Consider the following 19,834-nt stretch of genomic DNA (forward strand, 5'->3'; position numbering starts at 1 on the left):
GCGGCGATCTCGATTTCTTTGTCTCAAGAAACGTGATCCGGCCGGGCCGGATCACGCGAGGATGTTGTCAGTAGCGGGGCGGCTGCGCCGGGATCGCCGGAGCCGGATCGGTCGAAATCGACACCGGCGCGCCCGTTTGCAGCTTGAGCTGGCCGACGGCGACGACCTTGTCGCCCGGCTTCACGCCCTTGATGATCTCGACGCGACCATCGACCCGGTTGCCGGTCTGCACGAAGGTGCGCACCGCGGAGAGGCTGGTCTTGCCGTCCTCTGCCTTCTTCTCGGTGATCACGAACACCGAGTCGCCGTACAGCGTGTAGTCGACCGCCGTCTCCGGCACGGTGATCACCGCCGGCTTGTCCGGCAGCACCACCGTGGTGGTCACGAACATGCCAGGCTTGAGGATCTTCTCGGGATTGGCGATCGTCGCCTGCACGCGGATGTTGCGGGTGTCGGTGGCGATCTGCGGCTCGATCGTGGTGATCTTGCCCTCGAAGCTGCGGCCCGGATAGGCGTCGACCTTCAGCCGAACGGTCTGGCCGACCTTGAGGCTGCCGGAATCCTTTTCGGTCACCGTGAAGTTGGCCCACAGTTCCGACAGATCGGTCAGCGACACGATCGCCGTGCCGGCCGTCAGATACTGGCCGACTTCGACCTTGCGCATGCCGAGATCGCCGGAGAACGGCGCGCGCACCAGCTTCTGCGAGATCAGCGCTTCGGTCTTGGCGATGCCGGCCATCGCCTGATCGTAAGCGGCCTGCGCGGTATCGACCGTCGCCTGCGGACCGAATTGGCGCGAGGCCAGCTGCTTGGCGCGGTCGAGCGACAGCTGCGCGACGGTCGCCTGCGCCTTGTAATTGGCGAGGTCGCCCTGCTCCGGCGTGTCGAACATTTGCACCAGCGGCGTGCCGGCTTCGATATGCGCGCCCGGCTCGAACTTGATCTCGGTGACGCGGCCATTGACGTCGGCGCTGACGTCGACCTGGTGCACGGCGACAAGGCTGCCGACCGCGGTGAGCAGGTTCGGCACGACCTCCGACTTCGCCTCGGCGGCGCTCACGGCGACCGGTGGCGGCTTGTTGTTGGCGAAGAACTGCTTGATCATCTGGCCGCGGAAATAGTTGAACCAGACGAGCCCCCCGACCAGCAAGCTCAGCAGCAGGCCGACGATGATGAACCAGCGGACCGGTTTCACGGGCCGCTTCGGCGCCTTGTCGATCGGTTCGCCCGATATCTTGTGTTCAGCTACGATGTTCATGTCATGCACTTTCTGCAATCGCCGCCTTGCCGGCACCCGGCGCCAAAGCGCGGCCCAGATGCAAAGCAATTGCGGCGTCGTTAAGTCCGATACCTCTCAGGAGAAACTCACAGAGCTGGCGCTCGAGATCACCAGCCTTGCCGTAGGCGAGACAGGGCGTGGCTGGCAGCCTGGTCAGCGCCGCCATCATCACCGTGTGATGTGCGAACCAGAACAGGTTGAGCGGATCGCCGCTGAATGGCCGCGCGTCCCCGGCGCCCACCGCGCGCTCGAGCGAGGTGACGAACACCGCGCCGATCAGCGTCTCGATCTTGGCATATAGCAAACGGGCGAATTCGCCGTCATCCAGATGGCTCGTGGCCATCAGTCGCAGGCGCTGCGCCTCTTCCTGGTCGGGCCCGTCGGCGGTCTCGAGGAAATGCTCAACCATGCCGCGGATCAGCTCGACCAGGGTCGCCGTCGACGGCTGCCGTTCGAGCAGATCGATCAGCGCCGGATCCGCTTCGCATTCGTCGCTGAGGATTTCCGCGTAGAGCGCCGCCTTGGACGGGAAATGCTTGAACAGCAGCGCTTCGGAAATGGCAGCGGCGGCCGCCACGCTCTTGGTCGTGGTGCCGTTATACCCATGTCGTGCAAAGCAGCGTTTTGCGGCACCGAGGATCAATTGACGCCTCAGGTCGCTCGTCATTCGCAATGAGCTCATGTTAGTGAGTAAGCACTCACCCACGCAAAAGTCAAGCAGAATGCTGCGTCGCAACCTAGATGCGTTATAAATTCAGTGGAAATCGACGCGGCCTGCACGGGGCGCGTGCAGGCCGGCGATGGCAGCGGAATCAGGAGGTCCGGCCTAGATGGGCTGGAAGCCGAGGTCGCCGCGGATTCGGTTGAGGATGTAGGTCCCGTCCCGGGTCGGCAGGATCCGCTCGAGGCTGGCGTTGTCGATCTTCACATTGGCGAAGCGCGGCCCGGCGGAGACGTCGTGGACGGCTTTGGCGAAGGCCTCGACCTCGGCCATGGTGGTCACGGCCCGGCTGTCGGCAATGCCGCAGGCCCTGGCGACCCCGACGAGGTCAGCGGCGGCCGAGGTGTGGCTGGTCTGGCCGCCGGTCTCGCCATAGGCCTCGTTGTCGAGCACTGCGATCGACAGGTTGGACGGTTTCTGCAGGCCGATGGTGGCAAGGCTGCCCATCCCCATCAGCATCTCGCCGTCGCCGGTGATGACCAGCACCGGCAATTTGGGCTGCGCCAGCGCAAGGCCCAGCCCGATCATGGCGGCGCCGCCCATGCCGCCCCACAGATAGAAATTGCGGGCGTGGTCGCCGGCCGCGCAGATGTCGTTGGTGGAGGCACCTAGCCCGCCGATCGCGACGACGTCCTTGCGGTTCGCCAGCAGCGCGGCGACAACCTGGCGGCGGTCGAGGAGATTGGCTTTGGTCATTTGGTGAACACCTTGGCGCCGATCAGGCGCTGCGACAGCAGGACGGCGCTGGGCGTGAGCGCGTTGTAGGCCTGCGCGGCGGCCGCCTCCATCACGGCCGGCACTTCGGCCGCGTTCGCGGCGCGCAGCACCTGGACGCCGGAGAGCTCGAACACGCCCTGCGTGGTCGACCCCATCGGCACCTGCCACGGATTGAACTCGCCCCACTCGCCGCGCATGGTCACGAGCGTGAGGAACGGAAAGCGCAGGATCGGGATCAGCGAGAGCATGTTGATGCAATTGCCGATGCCGCTCGATTGCATCAGCAGGACGCCGCGCTGTCCGCCGGCCCAGGCGCCGGCGAGTAGCGCCACGCCCTCCTCCTCCGTCGTCAGCGGAATGCCGCGCATGGTGGACGAAGCCAACACGCGCTGGATCAGCTTCGAATGGCCGGCGTCGGGCACGTAAGGCACCTGCCGGACGTCGAAGCGTTGCAAGGTCGCGAAAATATCGTCCGGCCAGTTCGGGGCCGTGTCGGCAGCGTCAGTGCGGGCGTGCATTTTCCTGTCCGGTCGGCTTGCAAATCACGGCACGACTGTAGACGGTGCGCCGAGCCGCTCGAAAGAGCGAAAACAGCATAACGGTCTCAACCGGCGAGTATGGCGGATGAACGCAAGTGCGAAAGAACTGGCGGCCAACTTCGATCTGGAGAAGCTGACGGCGGAATTCTACGAGGATCCCTATCCGACCTATCGTGCACTGCGGGAGAACGAGCCGGTCAAGCGCCTGCGCAACGGCACCGTATTCCTGACCCGCTATGACGATCTCGTCACCACCTACAAGAACACGAAGTCCTTCAGCTCGGACAAGAAGCGCGAGTTCGCGCCGAAATACGGCGACACGCCGCTCTACGAGCACCACACCACCAGCCTCGTCTTCAACGACCCGCCCGCGCATACCCGCGTGCGCCGCCTGATCATGGGCGCGCTGTCGCCGCGCGCGATCGCCGGCATGGAGGGCGACATCGTCAAGCTGGTCGACGGCCTGCTCGATGCCATCGCCGCCAAGGGCCATTGCGAGATCATCGACGACTTCGCCGCTTCCATTCCGATCGAGGTGATCGGCAATCTGCTCGATGTTCCCCATGACGAACGCGGGCCGCTGCGCGACTGGTCGCTTGCGATCCTTGGCGCGCTCGAACCCGTGGTGTCGCCTGAAGTCGCCGCGCGCGGCAACAAGGCGGTGACCGATTTCCTCGCCTATCTGGAAACACTGGTGGCGCGCCGGCGCGCGAAGCCCGGCAATCCCGAGCGCGACGTGCTGACGCGGCTGATCCAAGGAGAAGGTAACGGTGAGGAGAACGGCGAGCGGCTGACCGAGAAGGAGCTGCTGCACAATTGCATCTTCCTGCTCAATGCCGGCCACGAGACCACGACCAACCTGATCGGCAACGGCCTCGTCGCGCTGGACCGGAATCCGGACCAGAAGCAGCGGCTGATCGACAACCCCGACCTGATCAAGACCGCGGTCGAGGAGATGTTGCGCTATGAGAGCTCGAACCAGCTCGGCAACCGCATGACGACCGAACCGGTCGAGCTCGGCGGCGTCATGCTCGAGGCCGGCACGTCGGTGACGCTGTGCATTGGCGCTGCCAACCGCGACCCCGCGCAGTTTACCGACCCCGAGCGCTTCGACGTTGCCCGCACGCCGAACCGGCATCTCGCCTTCGCCACCGGCGCGCATCAATGCGCCGGCATGGCGCTGGCGCGGCTGGAGGGGGCGATTGCGATCTCGCGCTTCCTGGCGCGCTTCCCGAACTATGCCGTCAACGGCCAGCCGGTGCGGGGCGGACGGGTGCGGTTCCGCGGGTTCTTGAGCGTGCCCTGTGCGATGGGGTGAGGCCTCGAAACAAAAAGGTCGAAAACAACCCCATGCACAGTAGAGTGTGGATCGGCGAGCGATGCCCTGTGGCCACGCAGAAGCATCTGACATTTCGGGCAAATCAGGCCGCGCCGCGCCACCGGGCGCATCAAGGCTTCCGAGCGGGCAGGCTGCTACCCACATCAGTTTGAGCGCAGCCGGGCCGTCGGTTGACACCGGCGCAGCAAGGGAGTGACGACAGATGAGCTCCTCGGTCATTGATTTCGTCGCAACAGAAGCACGCTTTGGCGCCCGTAATTACGAGCCGATCGGGGTCGTCCTGTCGCGCGGCGAAGGCGTCTGGGTCTGGGATACCGAAGGCAACCGCTATCTCGATTGCCTCTCGGCCTATTCGGCGGTCAGCCAGGGCCACTGCCACCCCAAGATCCTGGCGGCGATGGTCGAACAGGCACACAGGCTGACGCTCACCTCGCGCGCCTTCCACAACGACCAGCTCGCCTTGTTCTACGAGGAGATCGCGGCGCTCACCGGCTCCCACAAGGTGCTGCCGATGAACAGCGGCGCCGAGGCGGTCGAAAGCGCGATCAAGTCGGTGCGCAAATGGGGCTACGAGGTGAAGGGCGTGCCCGACGGTCAGGCCGAGATCATCGTCTGCGCCAACAATTTCCACGGACGCACGCTGGGCATCGTCGGCTTTTCAACCGACCCCGAGACACGCACACATTTCGGACCGTTCGCGCCGGGCTTCAAGATCATCCCGTTCGGCGACGCCGCGGCGCTGGAGGAGGCAATCACTCCAAACACCGTCGCCTTTCTGGTCGAGCCGATCCAGGGCGAAGCCGGCGTCATCATTCCTCCAGCCGGCTATTTCACGAAGGTGCGAGAGCTCTGCACCGCCAACAATGTGATGCTGGTGCTGGACGAGATCCAGACCGGGCTCGGCCGCACCGGCAAGCTGCTCGCCGAACAGCACGAGGGAATCGAGGCGGACGTGACGCTGCTCGGCAAGGCCCTGTCCGGCGGCTTCTATCCGGTGTCGGCCGTGCTCTCGAACAACGACGTGCTCGGGACATTGAGGCCCGGCCAGCATGGTTCGACCTTCGGCGGCAACCCGCTCGCCTGCGCGGTCGCGCGCGCGGCGCTGCGCGTGCTGGTCGAGGAAGGCATGATCGAGAACGCGGCCAGGCAGGGCGCGCGCTTTCTGGAAGGCCTGAAAGACATTCGTGCCAACACGATCCGCGACGTGCGCGGGCGCGGCTTGATGCTGGCGGTCGAGCTGCATCCCGAGGCCGGGCGCGCACGCCGCTACTGCGAGGCACTCCAGGGCAAGGGCATCCTCGCCAAGGATACCCACGAGCACACGATCCGGATCGCCCCGCCGCTGGTGATCACCAGTGATGAGGTCGACTGGGCGCTGGAGCGGCTCGCCACCACCCTGACGCAGGATTTCGCTTGAGGCTGGCCTGCGTCGGACGAGGATGGCCGCCAGATCCGGAAAGAGCCTGGAAGCAGCCGCTTTCACATTTTCAGTTTGAGCAATCGCTGAACTCGCACAACTTTTTCTTGATCACGGATAGAACCCGCTCGGCGAACGGCAGCCCGCCCATCGCGCGGTAATCGGCGAAATTCGCGCCGACCGTTATTCTTGGTGTAATTCGAGCGTAGTAAGCGCAGAACAATGTCGGCCGCGGTGGCTCGCCACCGCTCACTTTGCACCCGCTGATCTTGTAAAGGCCGTTCGGCGACTCCACCCTCACAATTCCATCTTCATCGACCGGCATTCCTGGCTTCCAGGCCTCCGGCCGCGGAGGAGGCTTCTCATATTGAGTGAATCCTGGCTCGCGCTTCGTCGGAGCGTAATAAACGTTGAAGTAGGCGTATAATCGCCGGTCAACGTCATCCGGGTCGGAGTTGGCAATCCGGCGTTCGGCGATCGGCAGCGGCTCGCCTGTGTCGTGCGCGAGAAAGAGCACCAGAGCATCTACATCGGTCGCCACATCCGGCATCGTTTTCGGTGTCGGCCATTTGTAAGGCAACGCGAATTTGATATAGGCGCGCGGAATCACCATGTCCGGCGGGAGTTTGACTCCGGGCACCGGCTCCATTCGCTTGAAGGTGATCTTCACGGGAGTCATGTCCGTGCTCCAATAACTCCAAAGACCCTGGCCGCGCGGCGCTGGTGGCCTTTCGCAGGACGCAAGCGCGAAGACGATCGCGCATGCCGTGAACACCCGCGTCATGGCGCCGGCGAATTTCATTTACGGGTCTCCTCGGCTGTCTTCCCCTCCGCCTCCCCCACCGGCCGCACCTTGCACCGCACTCTCTCTGCGATGAGCAGTCGCGCCGTGATCCGAGCCGCTCCCGGCTTGATCGGAGTAGTCAACCTGAAACATCGGCCTTCCCACGACAGGATTACCCAGGGATTTTCAGGCATGGACCAATAAAATGGCGGTTACGACAATTGCAGTTTCAGGTTGTTGCCTAACGATTGCTTGCCCAGCACTGAAGAAAATGAGGGGAATTCCTTCTGCCGCGTTAGCCCCCTCGGGTAGCACGAACGCCGTGTCCGCCTTGGGGCCAGAAGCTGACGTTATGGGGGGTGCCTGCTACAATGGGCAATCCAGACGGCACGGTTGATGGTTTGATGATCGTGAAGCAGGGCGATGTGTGGACAGAAATCTCAAGAGCGTCGTTCATTACTATTCCGATAGTCGGAATATTATCCGCGCTGCTATGCATGCGAACGGCCTATTCGACGTATAAGTTGGTTGGAAGTCGTTTCGACGGCGCGAATTTTCCTTGGTTCTACACGGCGCTGCAAAGCCCCTGGTACGCAAAACAATTTTGGGGACAGGACGATATTGCTCTGGCGCTCCCTGACGACTTGAAAACGATGGTCACTCGCGCGAGAAACCGGATTAAATACGGAATAGCGACAATCATTTTGTGGACCATCTTTGCTCTCTCCGTCGGAGTCATAGCAGCCCATTTTCAGAGCGGCAGATAGCCGACCCTCATCGTAGCTCCGGATCCTTTCGACGACCCACATAGCGAAATGTACCGCCCGCTAAGCAGCGAGCAGAAGGCGCGCCTTCAACACGCTGCAACAGGTCGCAAGCCCGTGAGGGTAGCGCGCGTGGGACCTACACCACCGTCCGATACCGTTCGATGCAGGTGCGCAGCATCTCGTCCACCGACCTGCCCCACCAGTCGTTGCAGAAGATCGCGATCTCCGAGAAGCCGGCATAGCCCTGCCAGGTCTTCCGACGTCAGCACCCTGTCCGCAATTGGGCTCAAGCTGGATAGCCGCTCGAGATCGACCGGGCGCTCGAGCGGTTCGCCACGACCCTGACGCGGGACTTCTCTTGAGGCTGCCTGCTCTTGAGCCTGCCTGCGTCGGAAGACCGCAATACCGGCTGCGGCCAACAACGAGTTAGCGACCCGGCTAGAACCGGACTCGTGCGGCGCAGCGAATAGTGAGGCATGGTCCCAAGCAAAACTCTGCATGATCCCGGCAACCGGATGAATGGGGTGCGTGGAACCTATCGGAGCGATGGGCGTTTTGTCCGCGAATGAGCAGCGCCGTGCCCGGCGCAGCAAGCGCCGAGCGGAGGCGCTGAGCTGCGCGGATCGGAGTAATGCTCATGAGACTCACTCTTTCAGTCATCAAAGCTGACGTTGGCTCCGTTGGCGGCCATACGAAACCGTCTTCACGCATGATCGCGGCTGTCGAGGGCGAGGTTGCCAAGGCGATCTGCAATGGTCTGCTGATCGACGGTTTCATCTGCCACACCGGCGACGACATTGCGATCATCATGACGCACACACGGGGCGAAGGAAGCCCCGAGGTCCATCAACTGGCCTGGAAGGCGTTCCTCGCGGCCACCTCGGTCGCGAAAACCTCCGGGCTCTATGGCGCTGGCCAGGATCTTCTCGCCGACGCGCCTTCCGGGAACATTCGCGGCGCCGGCCCAGGCGTCGCCGAGCTCAGCTTCGACCACAGCCTCTCCGGCGTGCGACCCGCGGAGTCGTTCATGGTGTTCGCGGCCGACAAATGCGGCCCCGGCGCCTACAACCTGCCGCTCTATCTCGCCTTTGCCGACCCCATGTACTGCGCCGGGCTGATGCTGCCTCCGATGATCAAGGGCTTCCGTTTCCATGTCATCGACATGGACAACACAGCCGGCGACAGCCTACTCGAGCTCGACGCACCCGCCGACAGCTACCACATTGCCGCCCTGCTTCGCGACAACGAGCGCTTCGGCATCGATCGCATCATTTCTCGAACTCATGGCGAGGTCGTCGTGGCCGTTTCGGCACAGCGCCTCCACGCGATCGCAGGCAAGTACACCGGCAAGGATGATCCAGTCGCGATCGTCAGGAACCAGGGGATTTTCCCAGCTCCGGAGGAAATAGTCTCGCCGTTCGCCAAAGCGCACTTCGTGGGCGGCGATGCACGCGGCTCGCATGTGATGCCGCTCATGCCGGTGCCACTCAACACGTCCGTTACGGGCATGTACTGCCTGCCGATCGTTTCTTGCGTCGGCTTTTCGATCGACAGGGAAGGCCGCTTTGCCGAGTCCTACACCGATTTCTTCGACAACCCGGCATGGGATGAGGTCCGCCGGCGCGCCCAGCGCAAGGCCATCGAGATGCGCAGCCAAGGCTGGTCTGGCGCCGCCATGCTACCCTATTCCGAACTGGAATATGGCGGCTTCCGCGACACCGTGTCCGGACTGCTGAAGCGCTTTCGACTGCGCGACGACCGCAAGCCGGAAGCGGCCGAGTAGCGACCGCCTCCAACCAGAAACCGGAGCGACGTTCACCGTTCAATCGACAGATGCAGGCGCTATGACGACATGCCGATCCGGGAGGTGGATATGGCCAAAAAACGCATCGGCATTCTCACGGGCGGCGGCGACGTCGCCGGCCTCAATGCAGTCATCAAGAGCGTGACTTATCGCGGCAGTGAGGACGACATCGAGGTTGTCGGCCTGCGCCGTGGTTGGGAGGCCCTCACGCACCTGAACCTCGACGACCCAAACAGCAGGTCCCACTACGTCATCCCGCTGAATCGTGAAAACACTCGAACCATCGACCGGCGCGGCGGCACCGTGCTGCACTCGAGCCGCCTCAATCCCTCCAAAATACAAAAGCTGCCCGATCATCTCGTCGGCAACGATGTTCCGGTCTCGCTGAGCACCAACGGCGGCATCGCGACAAAGACGTGGGACCTCACCAGCCGGGTGCTCGCTAACCTTTCGGGACTTGGCATCGAACACCTGATCGCCATCGGCGGCGACGACACGCTCAGTTATGCGGCCAAGCTCAACGAACTCGGCGTCAAGATCATCGCCATCCCGAAGACGATGGACAATGACGTCCGCAACACCGAGTACTGCATCGGCTTCTCGACCGCGATCACCCGCGCCAGCGATGCCATCCAGCGGCAGCGCACCACCGTCGGCTCGCACGAGCGAATTGGCATTTTCCGCGTCTTTGGCCGGGATGCCGGATTTACGGCACTCTACACCGCGTATGCCACCTCGATACGATGCGTCATACCGGAGTATAAGGTCGACCTCGACAAGCTGATCCAGTTGCTCATCGAGGACAAGCGCGCCAATCCAAGCAACTACGCGCTGATCGTGCTCAGCGAGGGAGCTCAGTGGCAAGGCTACAAGCTGCGGGAATACGGCGAGCCTGACGCCTACGGTCACCGCAAGAAGGCCAACGTGGCGGAATCGCTTGCCGACGAGATCAAGCAGCGCACCGGCGAGGAGACGATCACCTCCGATCTCACCTACGATTTGCGATCAGGCGATCCGGATTTCATCGACAAGCTTGTGGCCCTGACTTTCGGTAACATGGCCTACGATGCCATGCTGGAAGGCAAGACCGGCCTCATGTCGGCGCTGGTCGAGGGCCGCTACGACCTCGTGCCCATCCCTGACGCCAAGCGCGGTCCGCGCAAATTGGACGTTGCGAGCAGCTACAACACGGAGCGCTACCGCCCCATCTACGCCAACAAGCAGGGGCTGCCGATCTTTCTCAACCGCGCGTCTTAGCGTGCCGGACCGGGCGAGCCAGCAGCAAGTCCGACCAATGTCCGTTCTGCCGCTGAAAGCGGACGTCAATGCAGAGGGCTCACGCTGACGGCCGTCTGAAATCGACTGGGCGCTGGAGCGGCTTGCTGCCACCCTGACGCAGGATTTCGCTTGAGGCTGGCCTGCGTCGGAAGACCGCATGCCGGCGGCGGCCGACAACGAACGATTCCGCCACCCGCCCGTTGAAAGTCGTGGGCGATTACGAGCTGGGAGCGACGATCATGCTTCCGCGTGGCGTTGGCCTGACGGCTGTCTTGGTTGGTGTCTCGATGCTGGCGACGGGCGTCGGCGCGTTCGCCCAAGGACCCGGCCAGGGACATGGAAGGGGCGGGCCAGCCGCGGGGCCGGCAGCACGGCCAGCAGCACCGCCGGCCATGGCCCGTCCGGCAGCCCCACCGCCGATGGCACGTCCCGCCGCGCCGGCATTCCATCCCCCGGCCATGCCGCAGCGACCGGCCATGGCGCCACATCCTGTGCCGCATATCGCCTCGCCGCCGCGTCCGGCTCCCCACTTCGCTGCACCACCGCCGCGGGCGGCCCCGCACATCGCAGCGCCGCGGCCTGAATTTCATCGGACACCGGCAGCTCCGCAACGTCCGGCCATGACAGCGCGGCCGGCGCCGCATATCGCCGCCCCTTCACGTCCCAGCGCACCCGCCGCCGCGGGCGAGCAACTGTCGCGACGGGACCAGATCGATCAGCGCGCGCAACGGCATCAGCAGCAGATCGAGCAGCGCCAGCAGATGGTGCAGCAGCGGCAGCGCGAGATGCTGTCGCGCCAGACAACGGAACGCCAGACCCGCATTGATCGCCTGCAGCAGCGCGTGCAGCAACTCCAGTCGCAGAAACCGGAAGGCGCCCGGGCGCTGCGCGAGCAGCAACGGACACTCCAGACGCAGAACCGCTTGCTTGACCGTGAGCAGCGCGCTCAGCAAACCGATCTGGCACGCCAGCAGCGACTTGGACTGCAAGCTCCGACCGGGCGGGCGCCGGCGATTGCGGCCGCTGCGCAGGCCGCCCAGCGCGGGCGGTTTGCCGAGCGCTTCCGCGACCAGGCGCCTGCGCAAGCCCAGGCGGCGCTCACCACCCGCCAGAGCGGCTGGGCTCCCCGGCAGGCCTGGCGACATCGCCATCCCGCGGTGTTCGTCGCTTGGCTTGGGCCCGTGTTCTGGCCTTATGCCTATTCCGACATCTTCGACTACACGTTCTGGTCCTATGCCTACGAGCCCGGCTATTGGGCGTACGCGTATGACGACTTCGTCGACACCGTGTTCTGGGGTGGTGACGACCCCTATTCCGCCTATGCCAGCATCAATCCGCAGGACTACCCGCCAGCCGGCGGCGGCGGCCGCGTTCGCCAGCGCGCCAGCGTGAGCCCGCAAACGCTACAGCAATTGTGCGGCACACCGGACAAGGGCGTGACCGCCTGGCCGCTTGCCGACATCGCGCGGGCCGTGCGCCCGACACCGGAGCAACGCGCACTGCTCGACGAGCTGAAGACCGCGGCGGCCAAGGCCGCCGGTGTGTTCAAGGACTCCTGCGCGGAGACCTATGCACTGACGCCGCCTGGCCGCCTGCGCGCGATGATGAACCGCGTCAGCGCGACGCTGGAAGCCGTCCAGATCGTGCGGCCGGCACTGGAGACTTTCTACAACTCGCTCAGTGACGAGCAGCAGGCCAGCTTCAACGCGCTCGGTCCCAATGTCGGCGAGCGCTCGCCGCAACAGCAAGCCAACGCCGAGGGCTGCGGCGATCCGAAATCCGGCCTGACCCAGTTGCCAATCCAAAGGATCGAGGCTGTGCTCCACCCCGCCGGCAAACAGAAGGAGGCGCTCGACCGCCTCAGTGACGCGACAGCCAAGGGCGTTGAAGGCCTGCAGGCGGCCTGCCCAAACGATGTACCGCTGACGCCGGTCGGACGGCTGGAGGCGATGCAGCGCCGGCTCGAGGCCATGCTGACGGCCGCCAAGCTGGTCGAACCTGCCCTCGACGAGTTCTATGCCACGCTGAGCAGCGAGCAGAAGGCGCGCTTCAACACGCTGCAACAGGTCGCAGGTCAATGAAGGGACGCGTTCACTCGTTGTAATTTGCTCAGCGCCCGAACAACGCCGGGTGACGTAATCGTTCTGCTTCAACGCTCAACGAGACCAGGTTTATCCCCGCCGCGGCCTCTGTGAGAGTGCAGCCGCCTCGTTCTGATCCCACGCGGAAATCGTTTTCCGCCGGGCATCATTGGTGCTTGTGATCGCTTGAGGCTGCTCTAAGGCGCGATGAGATCAGGATGAATCGTCATCGCGCTTTGGGATATTGTTTGAGCATGATCTTCTCGGAAAACCGCTGCGCACCTTGCGCTAACGCGGCCCTCCGGGTCCCGATCATGCTCTGTCTCATTCGAGCCAATGAGGTTGCGTCGTTGCAAGTGAGTTGCATTGCTGGAAGTGAGACGACAACTCGAGATCGGCCAGGTGATCCCAGTATTCTGCTTCGGCGAGCAGCTTCCATTTGTTCATGCTGTTGTACGCGGCCTGTTGGCGGCACAGTGAGCTCATCGCACGCAAGCGTCGCACCTTCTCCACTGCGGACCTCCTCCCTTCGCGCTTGCTTGTTTGCAAGCGCATTTGTGTTGTCACAGCTTCGCAGATCAAATTGACGAGTGATAGTCCGGTGTTTGACGGTAAATCTATGATAGCGCAATCGTCTGACTTTTAAGTCGCGCGGCCCGGACTTGAAACTATTTAGGCCCGACGCATTGAATTCCACGATCGTCCTTGGCGCTCCTTTCGCTGCAATAAAGCGCGCGGAGGCTCGGCAGAGGTCCCCAGCCCTTTCGCGCCGATCACAACAATGGCCCCGACGATTGCGCGCCGGGGCCATTCGAGATCAACAGGCAAGGGTACATCCGCCGCGTCTGCTGATCGTTGATGCCACTGATCACCACATCCAATCTGGCGCAGACTGTGACGAGGCTGCGGCATCGAGATGACGATATTCTGCCTGGGACTGATCGCCGTCCACCGCATCATTGGTGGTACTCCGACCGGCTAGCTGCTTCGCCAGCTAGAGGGGCCGTGCCGCCGGCGGCCAAGCCGGTCGAAGGCGCGCTGCAACAGGTCGCAAGCCCGCAGGCCGGGCGCACTTGTGGTAACCAGGGGCGTGAACTCACAAACACTGCCGCGGATCAGCGCGCCGATATCTGCTCTACGCCCGACAGCGGCGGAATAGCCAACATCCCTCAACCGGCGCTTGGGGCCAGCAGCTGACATGGCGCGCCACGCGATGTTCGACGGATTTCGCTGGACACCGGCACGCCAACGTCCGGCCAGACCCCGAGGAAAGGACGCCCGGCCGGATTGCTGAGGCATCAGTTGTTCGCGCCGGCGCGCGCGTGCCGAATGACCTGATGCTCGTCGCTGGTGAGCTGCACCGGCCCGACCTTGAAGGTGAGCTTGTCGAGCTTGCCGGTGAAGCGGAACGGCACCTGATAGTCCTTGTCGTCAACGGGGGTACGGGTATCGACACCCACGTCGAAGGTTTCCTCGATGGCAATGATGAACGGAATGGTGTGCGGGATTTTGTTGTTGGCGACCTCCTTACCGTCCACCTTCAGAACGCCCGTGCCGCCCTTGCCGAAGCCGGGTCCATCGTATCTGAAGTCGAACACGATGGTGTGCTTGCCGGGTGCGAGCGCATTCGGGCCTTCCCACCGAAAGCGTTCCAGGTCGAGGAAGTTGTAGAGAAATACTGGCTTGCCCTTGAGCAGATACAGGCCGTAGCCACCGAAGCGTCCCCCTTCAGTGACGATCATCCCTTCGCTGCCGTCCTGTGAGCCCGCACGCCCAACGGTCGAACCAGCACTGCCCGGAATGTCCACTTCGGCGGTGATCGTATAAGACCTGTTCAGGATGCTGGGCGCATCGCTCTCGGGCAAGCCTGATAACTCGCCCGAGTAAGTGAAGGCGTTCCGACCGGCGGTCGCACTTGGCCTTGGTGCGATGATGCGCGGAAGCACCGAGTTGTCCAGCGGAAACACATTGTACTTCGTCGCCTCGACCATAAACAGCTCCTGCAGCTCGCGCAGCTTGTCTGGCATCTTCGCCGCAAGGTCGTTGCTCTCCGAGTAATCCTCGGCAATGTTGTAGAGCTCCCACTTGTAGCCATTGACCACGTCCGTGGGCAGCTTGGCGGTGCCCAGGAGCCATGGCGGTGCAGGTGGCGTTGTCGCCGCGATCCAACCGTCGTGATAGATCGCGCGATTGGCGAACATCTCGAAATACTGCGTTGTTCGCGCCGACGGCACGTTGGCGCTCGACTTGTCGAAGGTGTAGCTCATGCTGACACCTTCAATGGGCTTCTGCGCGATGCCGTTGACCATCACCGGCGCGGGAATGCCGGTTGCCTCAAGGATCGTCGGTACGATGTCGATCATGTGGTGGAACTGGGTGCGGATGCCGCCCGTATCCTTGATGCGGTTCGGCCAACAGATCGCCATGCCCTGACGGGTGCCACCGAAATGCGACGCCACTTGTTTCGTCCATTTGAACGGAGTGTCGAAGGCCCATGACCAGGCCACCGACATGTGCGGATAGGTGGCGGCTGACCCCCAAGCGTCGTATGCCTTCAATTGATCGGCGATCGGCAGGTCCAAGATACCATTGTAGGCGGTGTATTGGTTGGGTGTGCCGACCGTTGTGCCTTCTGCACTCGTGCCATTGTCACCGCTGATATATATGATCAGCGTGTCGTCCAGCTTGCCTTGGTCCTGGACTTCCTGGATCACGCGGCCGATCTCATGGTCGGTGTAGGCAGCGTAACCGGCGAATACCTCCGCTTGCCGCGCGAACAGCTTTTTTTCGTCGGCTGTCAGCGTGTCCCACTTTTTCAGATCATCCGGCCAAGGCGTGAGTTGGGTGTTCGCCGGGATGACGCCAAGCCGCTTTTGATTGGCAAAGATCTGCTCGCGAAGTTCGTTCCAGCCCATGTCGAACTTGCCCTTGAACTTGTCGATCCATTCCTTGGTCGGCTGATGCGGCGAATGGGTGCCGCCGGGCACGTAATAGAGGAAGAACGGCTGATCCGGATTGGCCGCATTGAGCTGTCGCAGGTGGGCGATCGCATCGTCGGCCATGTCCGTGGTCAGATTGTAGGTGGAGTTTCCGACCCAGGGGAAAACCTGGGTGGTGTTCCGGAACAGATATGGCGTCCACTGGTTGCTCTCGCCGCCCATGAAGCCATAGAAGTAGTCGAAGCCCATGCCGATGGGCCATTGATCGAACGGCCCCGTCACACCGTACTGATAACTCGGCGTGTTGTGGTTCTTGCCAAACCAGGACGTGGCGTAGCCGTTCTGTTTGAGGATCGTGCCAATGGTGGCACTCTCAGGTCCGATGATGCTGTCGTAACCCGGATAGCCCGTCGATTGCTCCGAGATGATGCCGAACCCCACGGAGTGGTGATTGCGGCCGGTGATCAGCGCCGCCCGCGTCGGCGAGCAAAGGGCCGTGGAGTGGAACTGAGTGTAGCGCAGCCCCATTTGCGCAATGCGATCCATTGCAGGTGTCGGGACGACGCCACCAAACGTCCCCGAAACGCCGTAGCCTTGGTCATCGGTCATGATCAGGAGAACGTTGGGCGCACCCTTGGGCGGCACCACGCGGGCGGGCCAATACGGTTTTGACTGGCTGGCTTGAAGGTTGATGTCGCCGCCGAACTTCGGTGGCGGTGGCGGAAGATACTTTCCGTCTATCGTCGTGGTGGCCCCGGGTGAGCCCGGCGTGCCGGTGGTTTGCTGCGCGAGGCTGATTGTTCCCAGTGCGCACAGCAAATAAGCGGCGCTGAGTGTGGTGCCGCAAAGCAGTAAGTTGCGGCGGTTTAGTAAACAGCTTTCTGGCTTTGAGTTATCGTCATCCTGACGGGTACGGGTCATTGGAAGCTCCCTTTCGGAAACGTCAGAACCCTGGGGACGCCTAACCGAGACACAATGCCGCAAAGCTTCTGTTGATTCAGATCAACCTTCCGCCCACGGGTCCGAAACGTCGGCTTCGGCCATTTGCAGCGGTCAGCCTATCAGTCGGGCGGCGTCCGGCTTCCCTCAGACAGCACCCGCAATCTACCAGTTTAGCGAACCGGCGGAACTTTCCCGATCGACTGCGTCCCCGCTGACTTCCGCTCGCGCGGGATGTTGATCGCGTTCAGTAACCGCGCGACGCAGATCATCATCAGCACTCCGGCAACACTAACCACGATCTGCATCGCAAGCCCCTCCGAGAGCTCGAGCAGCGTAAGCTGGCTGGCGAGCACCAGAAGGACGCCGAGACAATAGATCGGCAGCGAGTTCTCGCCACAGCACTTCGCGCAGCTCAGCACCGGCGTCGATAGCCTCTCCCAATTCCGCGGAATGAATCGTAGCGCCACAATTGCAAGAGCCATAAAATGCAGCAGCCGTATCGGACTGAGATTCGATTTATCCGGTGGAAATAGCAGGTCCCTCAAACTTTGCGAGACCAGCGGCTCGATGCTCCAACTCTGCGCAAGGACTAGGCCCAAAACCAGATAGAGAACAGCCAGAACAAGCGTCAAGCGCGACATCAGCCACGGCCGGAATTTCGTTCCCTCAATGACGCACCATGCGCCCAGCACGATCAGAAACTGCCAAGCCAGCGGATTGAAGAACCAGACGCCGTTCGGCCAGGCGGAAACTCTCCAACCAAAGACGTGCACCAGCGCGTAGAGCAACAAGGACAACCCAAGCGTGACGTTCGGCGCTCGCAGCAGCAGCCATAGCAGCGGCGCGAACAGCACGTGAAAAATCACGAAAACCGGCAGGACGTCAGTGTTGACAGGCCGGTATTGCAGGATTGCGGCGTGCGCAAGCGTCGCGCCCGGACGTTCGAGCAGAATGCGCGTATTGCTCCCGTCGGCCAGATCATCGCTGCCCGCAAGGTAGACCAGGATGGCGCAAGCGAGCGTAAGCAGTAGAAACGCCGCGTAGATGTCCCATCCCCGGCGCAGCGAACGGCCGATCATGCCGCTCCAGCCCTCGCGCTCACGCGTCCTGCCATAGGCCAGCGCACAGGTCACGCCCGAGAGGAACATGAAGATCTCGGCGGCATCGCAGAGACCGTAGTTGCGCGGTGTCAGCCAGCTCCCGATGTTATTGGGAACATGATCGAGAAAGATCCACCATAACGCGATCCCGCGGCAGACATCGATACGCAGATCGCGGCCGTCCGCTCTGAACACCGGCGGAGCTTCGCCGAACAATCGCGTCGAGGTTTGAGTTCGATCGTCCATCTGTTGGCCCGCGCTCGCGCCTCATAAGGTCGATAACGCGCTCCAGCTACCCGATGGATGATGGGGGCTCCTTCGTCGCCCAGCTACTCCCTAGAGCGCCAGGGTCGGGAGGATCATCGTCCTCCCAAGGCGCTTCCAGGATTTTGTCGCCAACGCCCCGTATCAAAAGTTGCTTTCGCATTTCGGTGAGGCGGGCCCGGCAGTACTCGCGATAAAGCATGTCGAGTATGGTGGACATGATCGAACCTCTTCCTGATCACCACGGTTGACGTCCCATGTGACAGATCTGGACCATTTCATCCGGCAGCTAAAAGGAACAGTGCCGGGAAGTGATTTGGGTCCGACGAACCTTAAAGGTGATGCAGCGATCAAGGCACGATAGGAAACCGGATCAGAGGACAGTGTTGTTCTGCGGAACTTCTGCCCGCGGGCCGATCAGCCCGATCAGTCGCGAGCAGTGCGATAAAGTTGGATCTGGTCTTGCAGCCAGGGATGTTCAAATTGGATCCGATGGCAGCAATTTGAAATAGAGCCATTACAATCATCTCCTCTTAAAGGAGATATTTGCACGCGGCATTTGCAATCAAAAATTGCCGTAATTTTCTGGTCGCCACGTGAGCCAGTTCACATCAGCATCAATCACAGGTGAATGAGACTAGCAGACAAATGAAGTAGCTTCTTGGAATCCTGCGCACCTGAGGAGACAGTCGGTGCGCGAATTGCAAAATACGGATACCGGCAGCTGGCCTGCCGCAGCATTTTGACGCAGTGGCTTATCAAGGCTGGAGGTCCCCATGTCTACGGACGCAGCCAATTTCGTATCGCATCGATTCTCGACGCGCGAGCATCCGGAGCGGATGCGACTTCCACTATGGCGCGAGAGGTTTGTACGGGGAATAGTTCACGTCGATATCGAACCTCTAACGAACGGTCCGTTTCAAGCCGACGCAACATTGCAAGCGCTCCGGGGTCTACGCACGCTCGCACTGAAAGGCTCTCCCATGCGCTTCAAGCGCTTGCGGGCAAGCGTTGCTGACGGCGACGACTCGATCGGCCTCATCGTCTGTTTACCCGGCAAAAGCCGTTTGTCGCAGCGCGGCCGGGACATCGAGCTTTGCGCCGGCGACGCAACCTCGATTCTGCATTCGGAGCCCGCTACCGTCACCTATATCGACGGAATGCTATTTGGTCTGGCGGTACCCCGCGAGGCGCTTGCGCAGCGCGTGACAGACATCGAGAGCCTCGCCATGCGGCCCATTCCTCAGCGAAATGAACCACTCCGCCTCCTCATGGCCTATCTGAAGTCAGCATTTAAGGAGGGTGCTCTGGCCGCCCCCAAGCTGCGTGATGTGGTCGCAGCTCACACCTGTGATCTTGTTGCGCTCGCGGTCAGCGAGTGCGCTCCCTTGGGCGAGAGCGATGCGAGTGCGGTCGTGGCCGCGCGCCACAGCGCCGTACTCGACTACATCGCGGCACACTTTCAGAAGCCTGGGCTTAGCGTCGAGGAGGTCGCTCATCGCCAAGGCATTTCACCTCGCTATCTGCAGCGCCTGATGGCGTCATCAGGATCATCGTTCACCGGGCACGTGAATGAGCTACGTCTCCAACTTGCGTTCAAACTGTTAACCGAGGCGCGCGTCAACGCGCAGCTAATTTCCGATATCGCGCTGGAGGTAGGCTTCTCGGATGTTTCGCATTTCAATCGCCTGTTCCGAGCTCGCTTCGGCGATTCGCCGCGTGGGGTCCGTTACACCGGCAGGGATGCCGGCCGAGCCACCTGCCCCTGATCGGCGCGTGCGCGAGATCCCGCTAGCGAATGTCCGCATTTGGGTCAAAACCAGTAACGCTCAACCCGAGCAGATGCTTCCGCTCGGCCATCAG

The 19,834-nt window shown here is 62.3% G+C and carries 16 protein-coding genes; 7 read left to right on the forward strand and 9 right to left on the reverse strand.

Annotation, left to right across the window (positions count from 1 at the left end; all coding sequences use genetic code 11):
• Positions 1-67 precede the first annotated feature (67 nt).
• The 4 genes from AAFG16_RS34575 to AAFG16_RS34590 all read right to left on the reverse strand — a co-directional run bounded on the left by AAFG16_RS34575 (position 68) and on the right by AAFG16_RS34590 (position 3,235).
• A complete protein-coding gene (locus AAFG16_RS34575) occupies positions 68-1,258 on the reverse strand; it encodes an efflux RND transporter periplasmic adaptor subunit (RefSeq protein ID WP_283080914.1) in 1,191 nt (396 codons plus the stop codon).
• Position 1,259: 1 nt separating this feature from the next.
• A complete protein-coding gene (locus AAFG16_RS34580; RefSeq protein ID WP_283087036.1) occupies positions 1,260-1,961 on the reverse strand; it encodes a TetR/AcrR family transcriptional regulator in 702 nt (233 codons plus the stop codon).
• A 144-nt stretch (positions 1,962-2,105) separates the two neighbouring features.
• Positions 2,106-2,696 (reverse strand): thiamine pyrophosphate-dependent enzyme, encoded by a 591-nt coding sequence (locus AAFG16_RS34585; protein ID WP_283080915.1) that lies wholly within the window; start codon positions 2,694-2,696, stop codon positions 2,106-2,108.
• Entirely contained in the window at positions 2,693-3,235 is a 543-nt protein-coding gene (locus AAFG16_RS34590; protein ID WP_342732545.1) for a phosphonopyruvate decarboxylase, read from the reverse strand. Before AAFG16_RS34590 ends, AAFG16_RS34585 begins: the two co-directional genes overlap by 4 nt.
• A gap of 106 nt (positions 3,236-3,341) precedes the next feature.
• Between AAFG16_RS34590 and AAFG16_RS34595 the strand changes: the two genes are divergently transcribed.
• Together AAFG16_RS34595 and rocD are read left to right on the forward strand one after the other, a co-directional pair.
• On the forward strand, positions 3,342-4,574 hold the full coding sequence (locus AAFG16_RS34595) for a cytochrome P450 (protein WP_342732547.1): 1,233 nt from the start codon (positions 3,342-3,344) through the stop codon (positions 4,572-4,574).
• Positions 4,575-4,797: 223 nt separating this feature from the next.
• Positions 4,798-6,012, forward strand: a complete 1,215-nt coding sequence (gene rocD, locus AAFG16_RS34600; protein ID WP_342732549.1) for an ornithine--oxo-acid transaminase — start codon at positions 4,798-4,800, stop codon at positions 6,010-6,012.
• A 70-nt stretch (positions 6,013-6,082) separates the two neighbouring features.
• On the opposite strand, the gene AAFG16_RS34605 is transcribed toward rocD, so the two are convergent.
• Positions 6,083-6,814 carry a hypothetical protein gene (locus tag AAFG16_RS34605; protein ID WP_342732551.1) on the reverse strand — a complete coding sequence of 244 codons (732 nt, stop codon included), beginning with the start codon at positions 6,812-6,814 and terminating at the stop codon, positions 6,083-6,085.
• A 353-nt stretch (positions 6,815-7,167) separates the two neighbouring features.
• Between AAFG16_RS34605 and AAFG16_RS34610 the strand changes: the two genes are divergently transcribed.
• The 3 genes from AAFG16_RS34610 to AAFG16_RS34620 all read left to right on the forward strand — a co-directional run bounded on the left by AAFG16_RS34610 (position 7,168) and on the right by AAFG16_RS34620 (position 10,624).
• Complete coding sequence (locus tag AAFG16_RS34610) at positions 7,168-7,563, forward strand: hypothetical protein (RefSeq protein ID WP_342732553.1); 396 nt, start codon at positions 7,168-7,170, stop codon at positions 7,561-7,563.
• A 637-nt stretch (positions 7,564-8,200) separates the two neighbouring features.
• On the forward strand, positions 8,201-9,346 hold the full coding sequence (locus AAFG16_RS34615; protein ID WP_283080921.1) for a fructose-1,6-bisphosphatase: 1,146 nt from the start codon (positions 8,201-8,203) through the stop codon (positions 9,344-9,346).
• Between the two features lie 90 nt (positions 9,347-9,436).
• On the forward strand, positions 9,437-10,624 hold the full coding sequence (locus AAFG16_RS34620; protein WP_342732555.1) for a 6-phosphofructokinase: 1,188 nt from the start codon (positions 9,437-9,439) through the stop codon (positions 10,622-10,624).
• A 677-nt stretch (positions 10,625-11,301) separates the two neighbouring features.
• On the opposite strand, the gene AAFG16_RS34625 is transcribed toward AAFG16_RS34620, so the two are convergent.
• Positions 11,302-11,544 (reverse strand): hypothetical protein, encoded by a 243-nt coding sequence (locus AAFG16_RS34625; protein ID WP_342732557.1) that lies wholly within the window; start codon positions 11,542-11,544, stop codon positions 11,302-11,304.
• A gap of 24 nt (positions 11,545-11,568) precedes the next feature.
• Here AAFG16_RS34625 and AAFG16_RS34630 point away from each other — a divergent pair, with 24 nt between their 5' ends.
• Positions 11,569-12,726 carry a Spy/CpxP family protein refolding chaperone gene (locus AAFG16_RS34630; RefSeq protein WP_342732559.1) on the forward strand — a complete coding sequence of 386 codons (1,158 nt, stop codon included), beginning with the start codon at positions 11,569-11,571 and terminating at the stop codon, positions 12,724-12,726.
• Between the two features lie 324 nt (positions 12,727-13,050).
• Here the strand turns inward: AAFG16_RS34630 and AAFG16_RS34635 are convergent, their stop codons facing one another.
• From AAFG16_RS34635 to AAFG16_RS34645, 3 genes are all read right to left on the reverse strand, one after another.
• Entirely contained in the window at positions 13,051-13,239 is a 189-nt protein-coding gene (locus AAFG16_RS34635) for a hypothetical protein (protein ID WP_342732561.1), read from the reverse strand.
• Between the two features lie 785 nt (positions 13,240-14,024).
• Complete coding sequence (locus AAFG16_RS34640) at positions 14,025-16,586, reverse strand: arylsulfatase (RefSeq protein WP_342732563.1); 2,562 nt, start codon at positions 16,584-16,586, stop codon at positions 14,025-14,027.
• A gap of 191 nt (positions 16,587-16,777) precedes the next feature.
• Positions 16,778-17,953 (reverse strand): OpgC domain-containing protein, encoded by a 1,176-nt coding sequence (locus tag AAFG16_RS34645; RefSeq protein WP_342732565.1) that lies wholly within the window; start codon positions 17,951-17,953, stop codon positions 16,778-16,780.
• Positions 17,954-18,810: 857 nt separating this feature from the next.
• On the opposite strand from AAFG16_RS34645, the gene AAFG16_RS34650 reads away from it, so the two are divergent.
• Complete coding sequence (locus AAFG16_RS34650; RefSeq protein WP_342741014.1) at positions 18,811-19,740, forward strand: AraC family transcriptional regulator; 930 nt, start codon at positions 18,811-18,813, stop codon at positions 19,738-19,740.
• Positions 19,741-19,834 lie beyond the last annotated feature (94 nt).

Source organism: Bradyrhizobium sp. B117, from assembly GCF_038969555.1.
Taxonomy (GTDB): domain Bacteria; phylum Pseudomonadota; class Alphaproteobacteria; order Rhizobiales; family Xanthobacteraceae; genus Bradyrhizobium.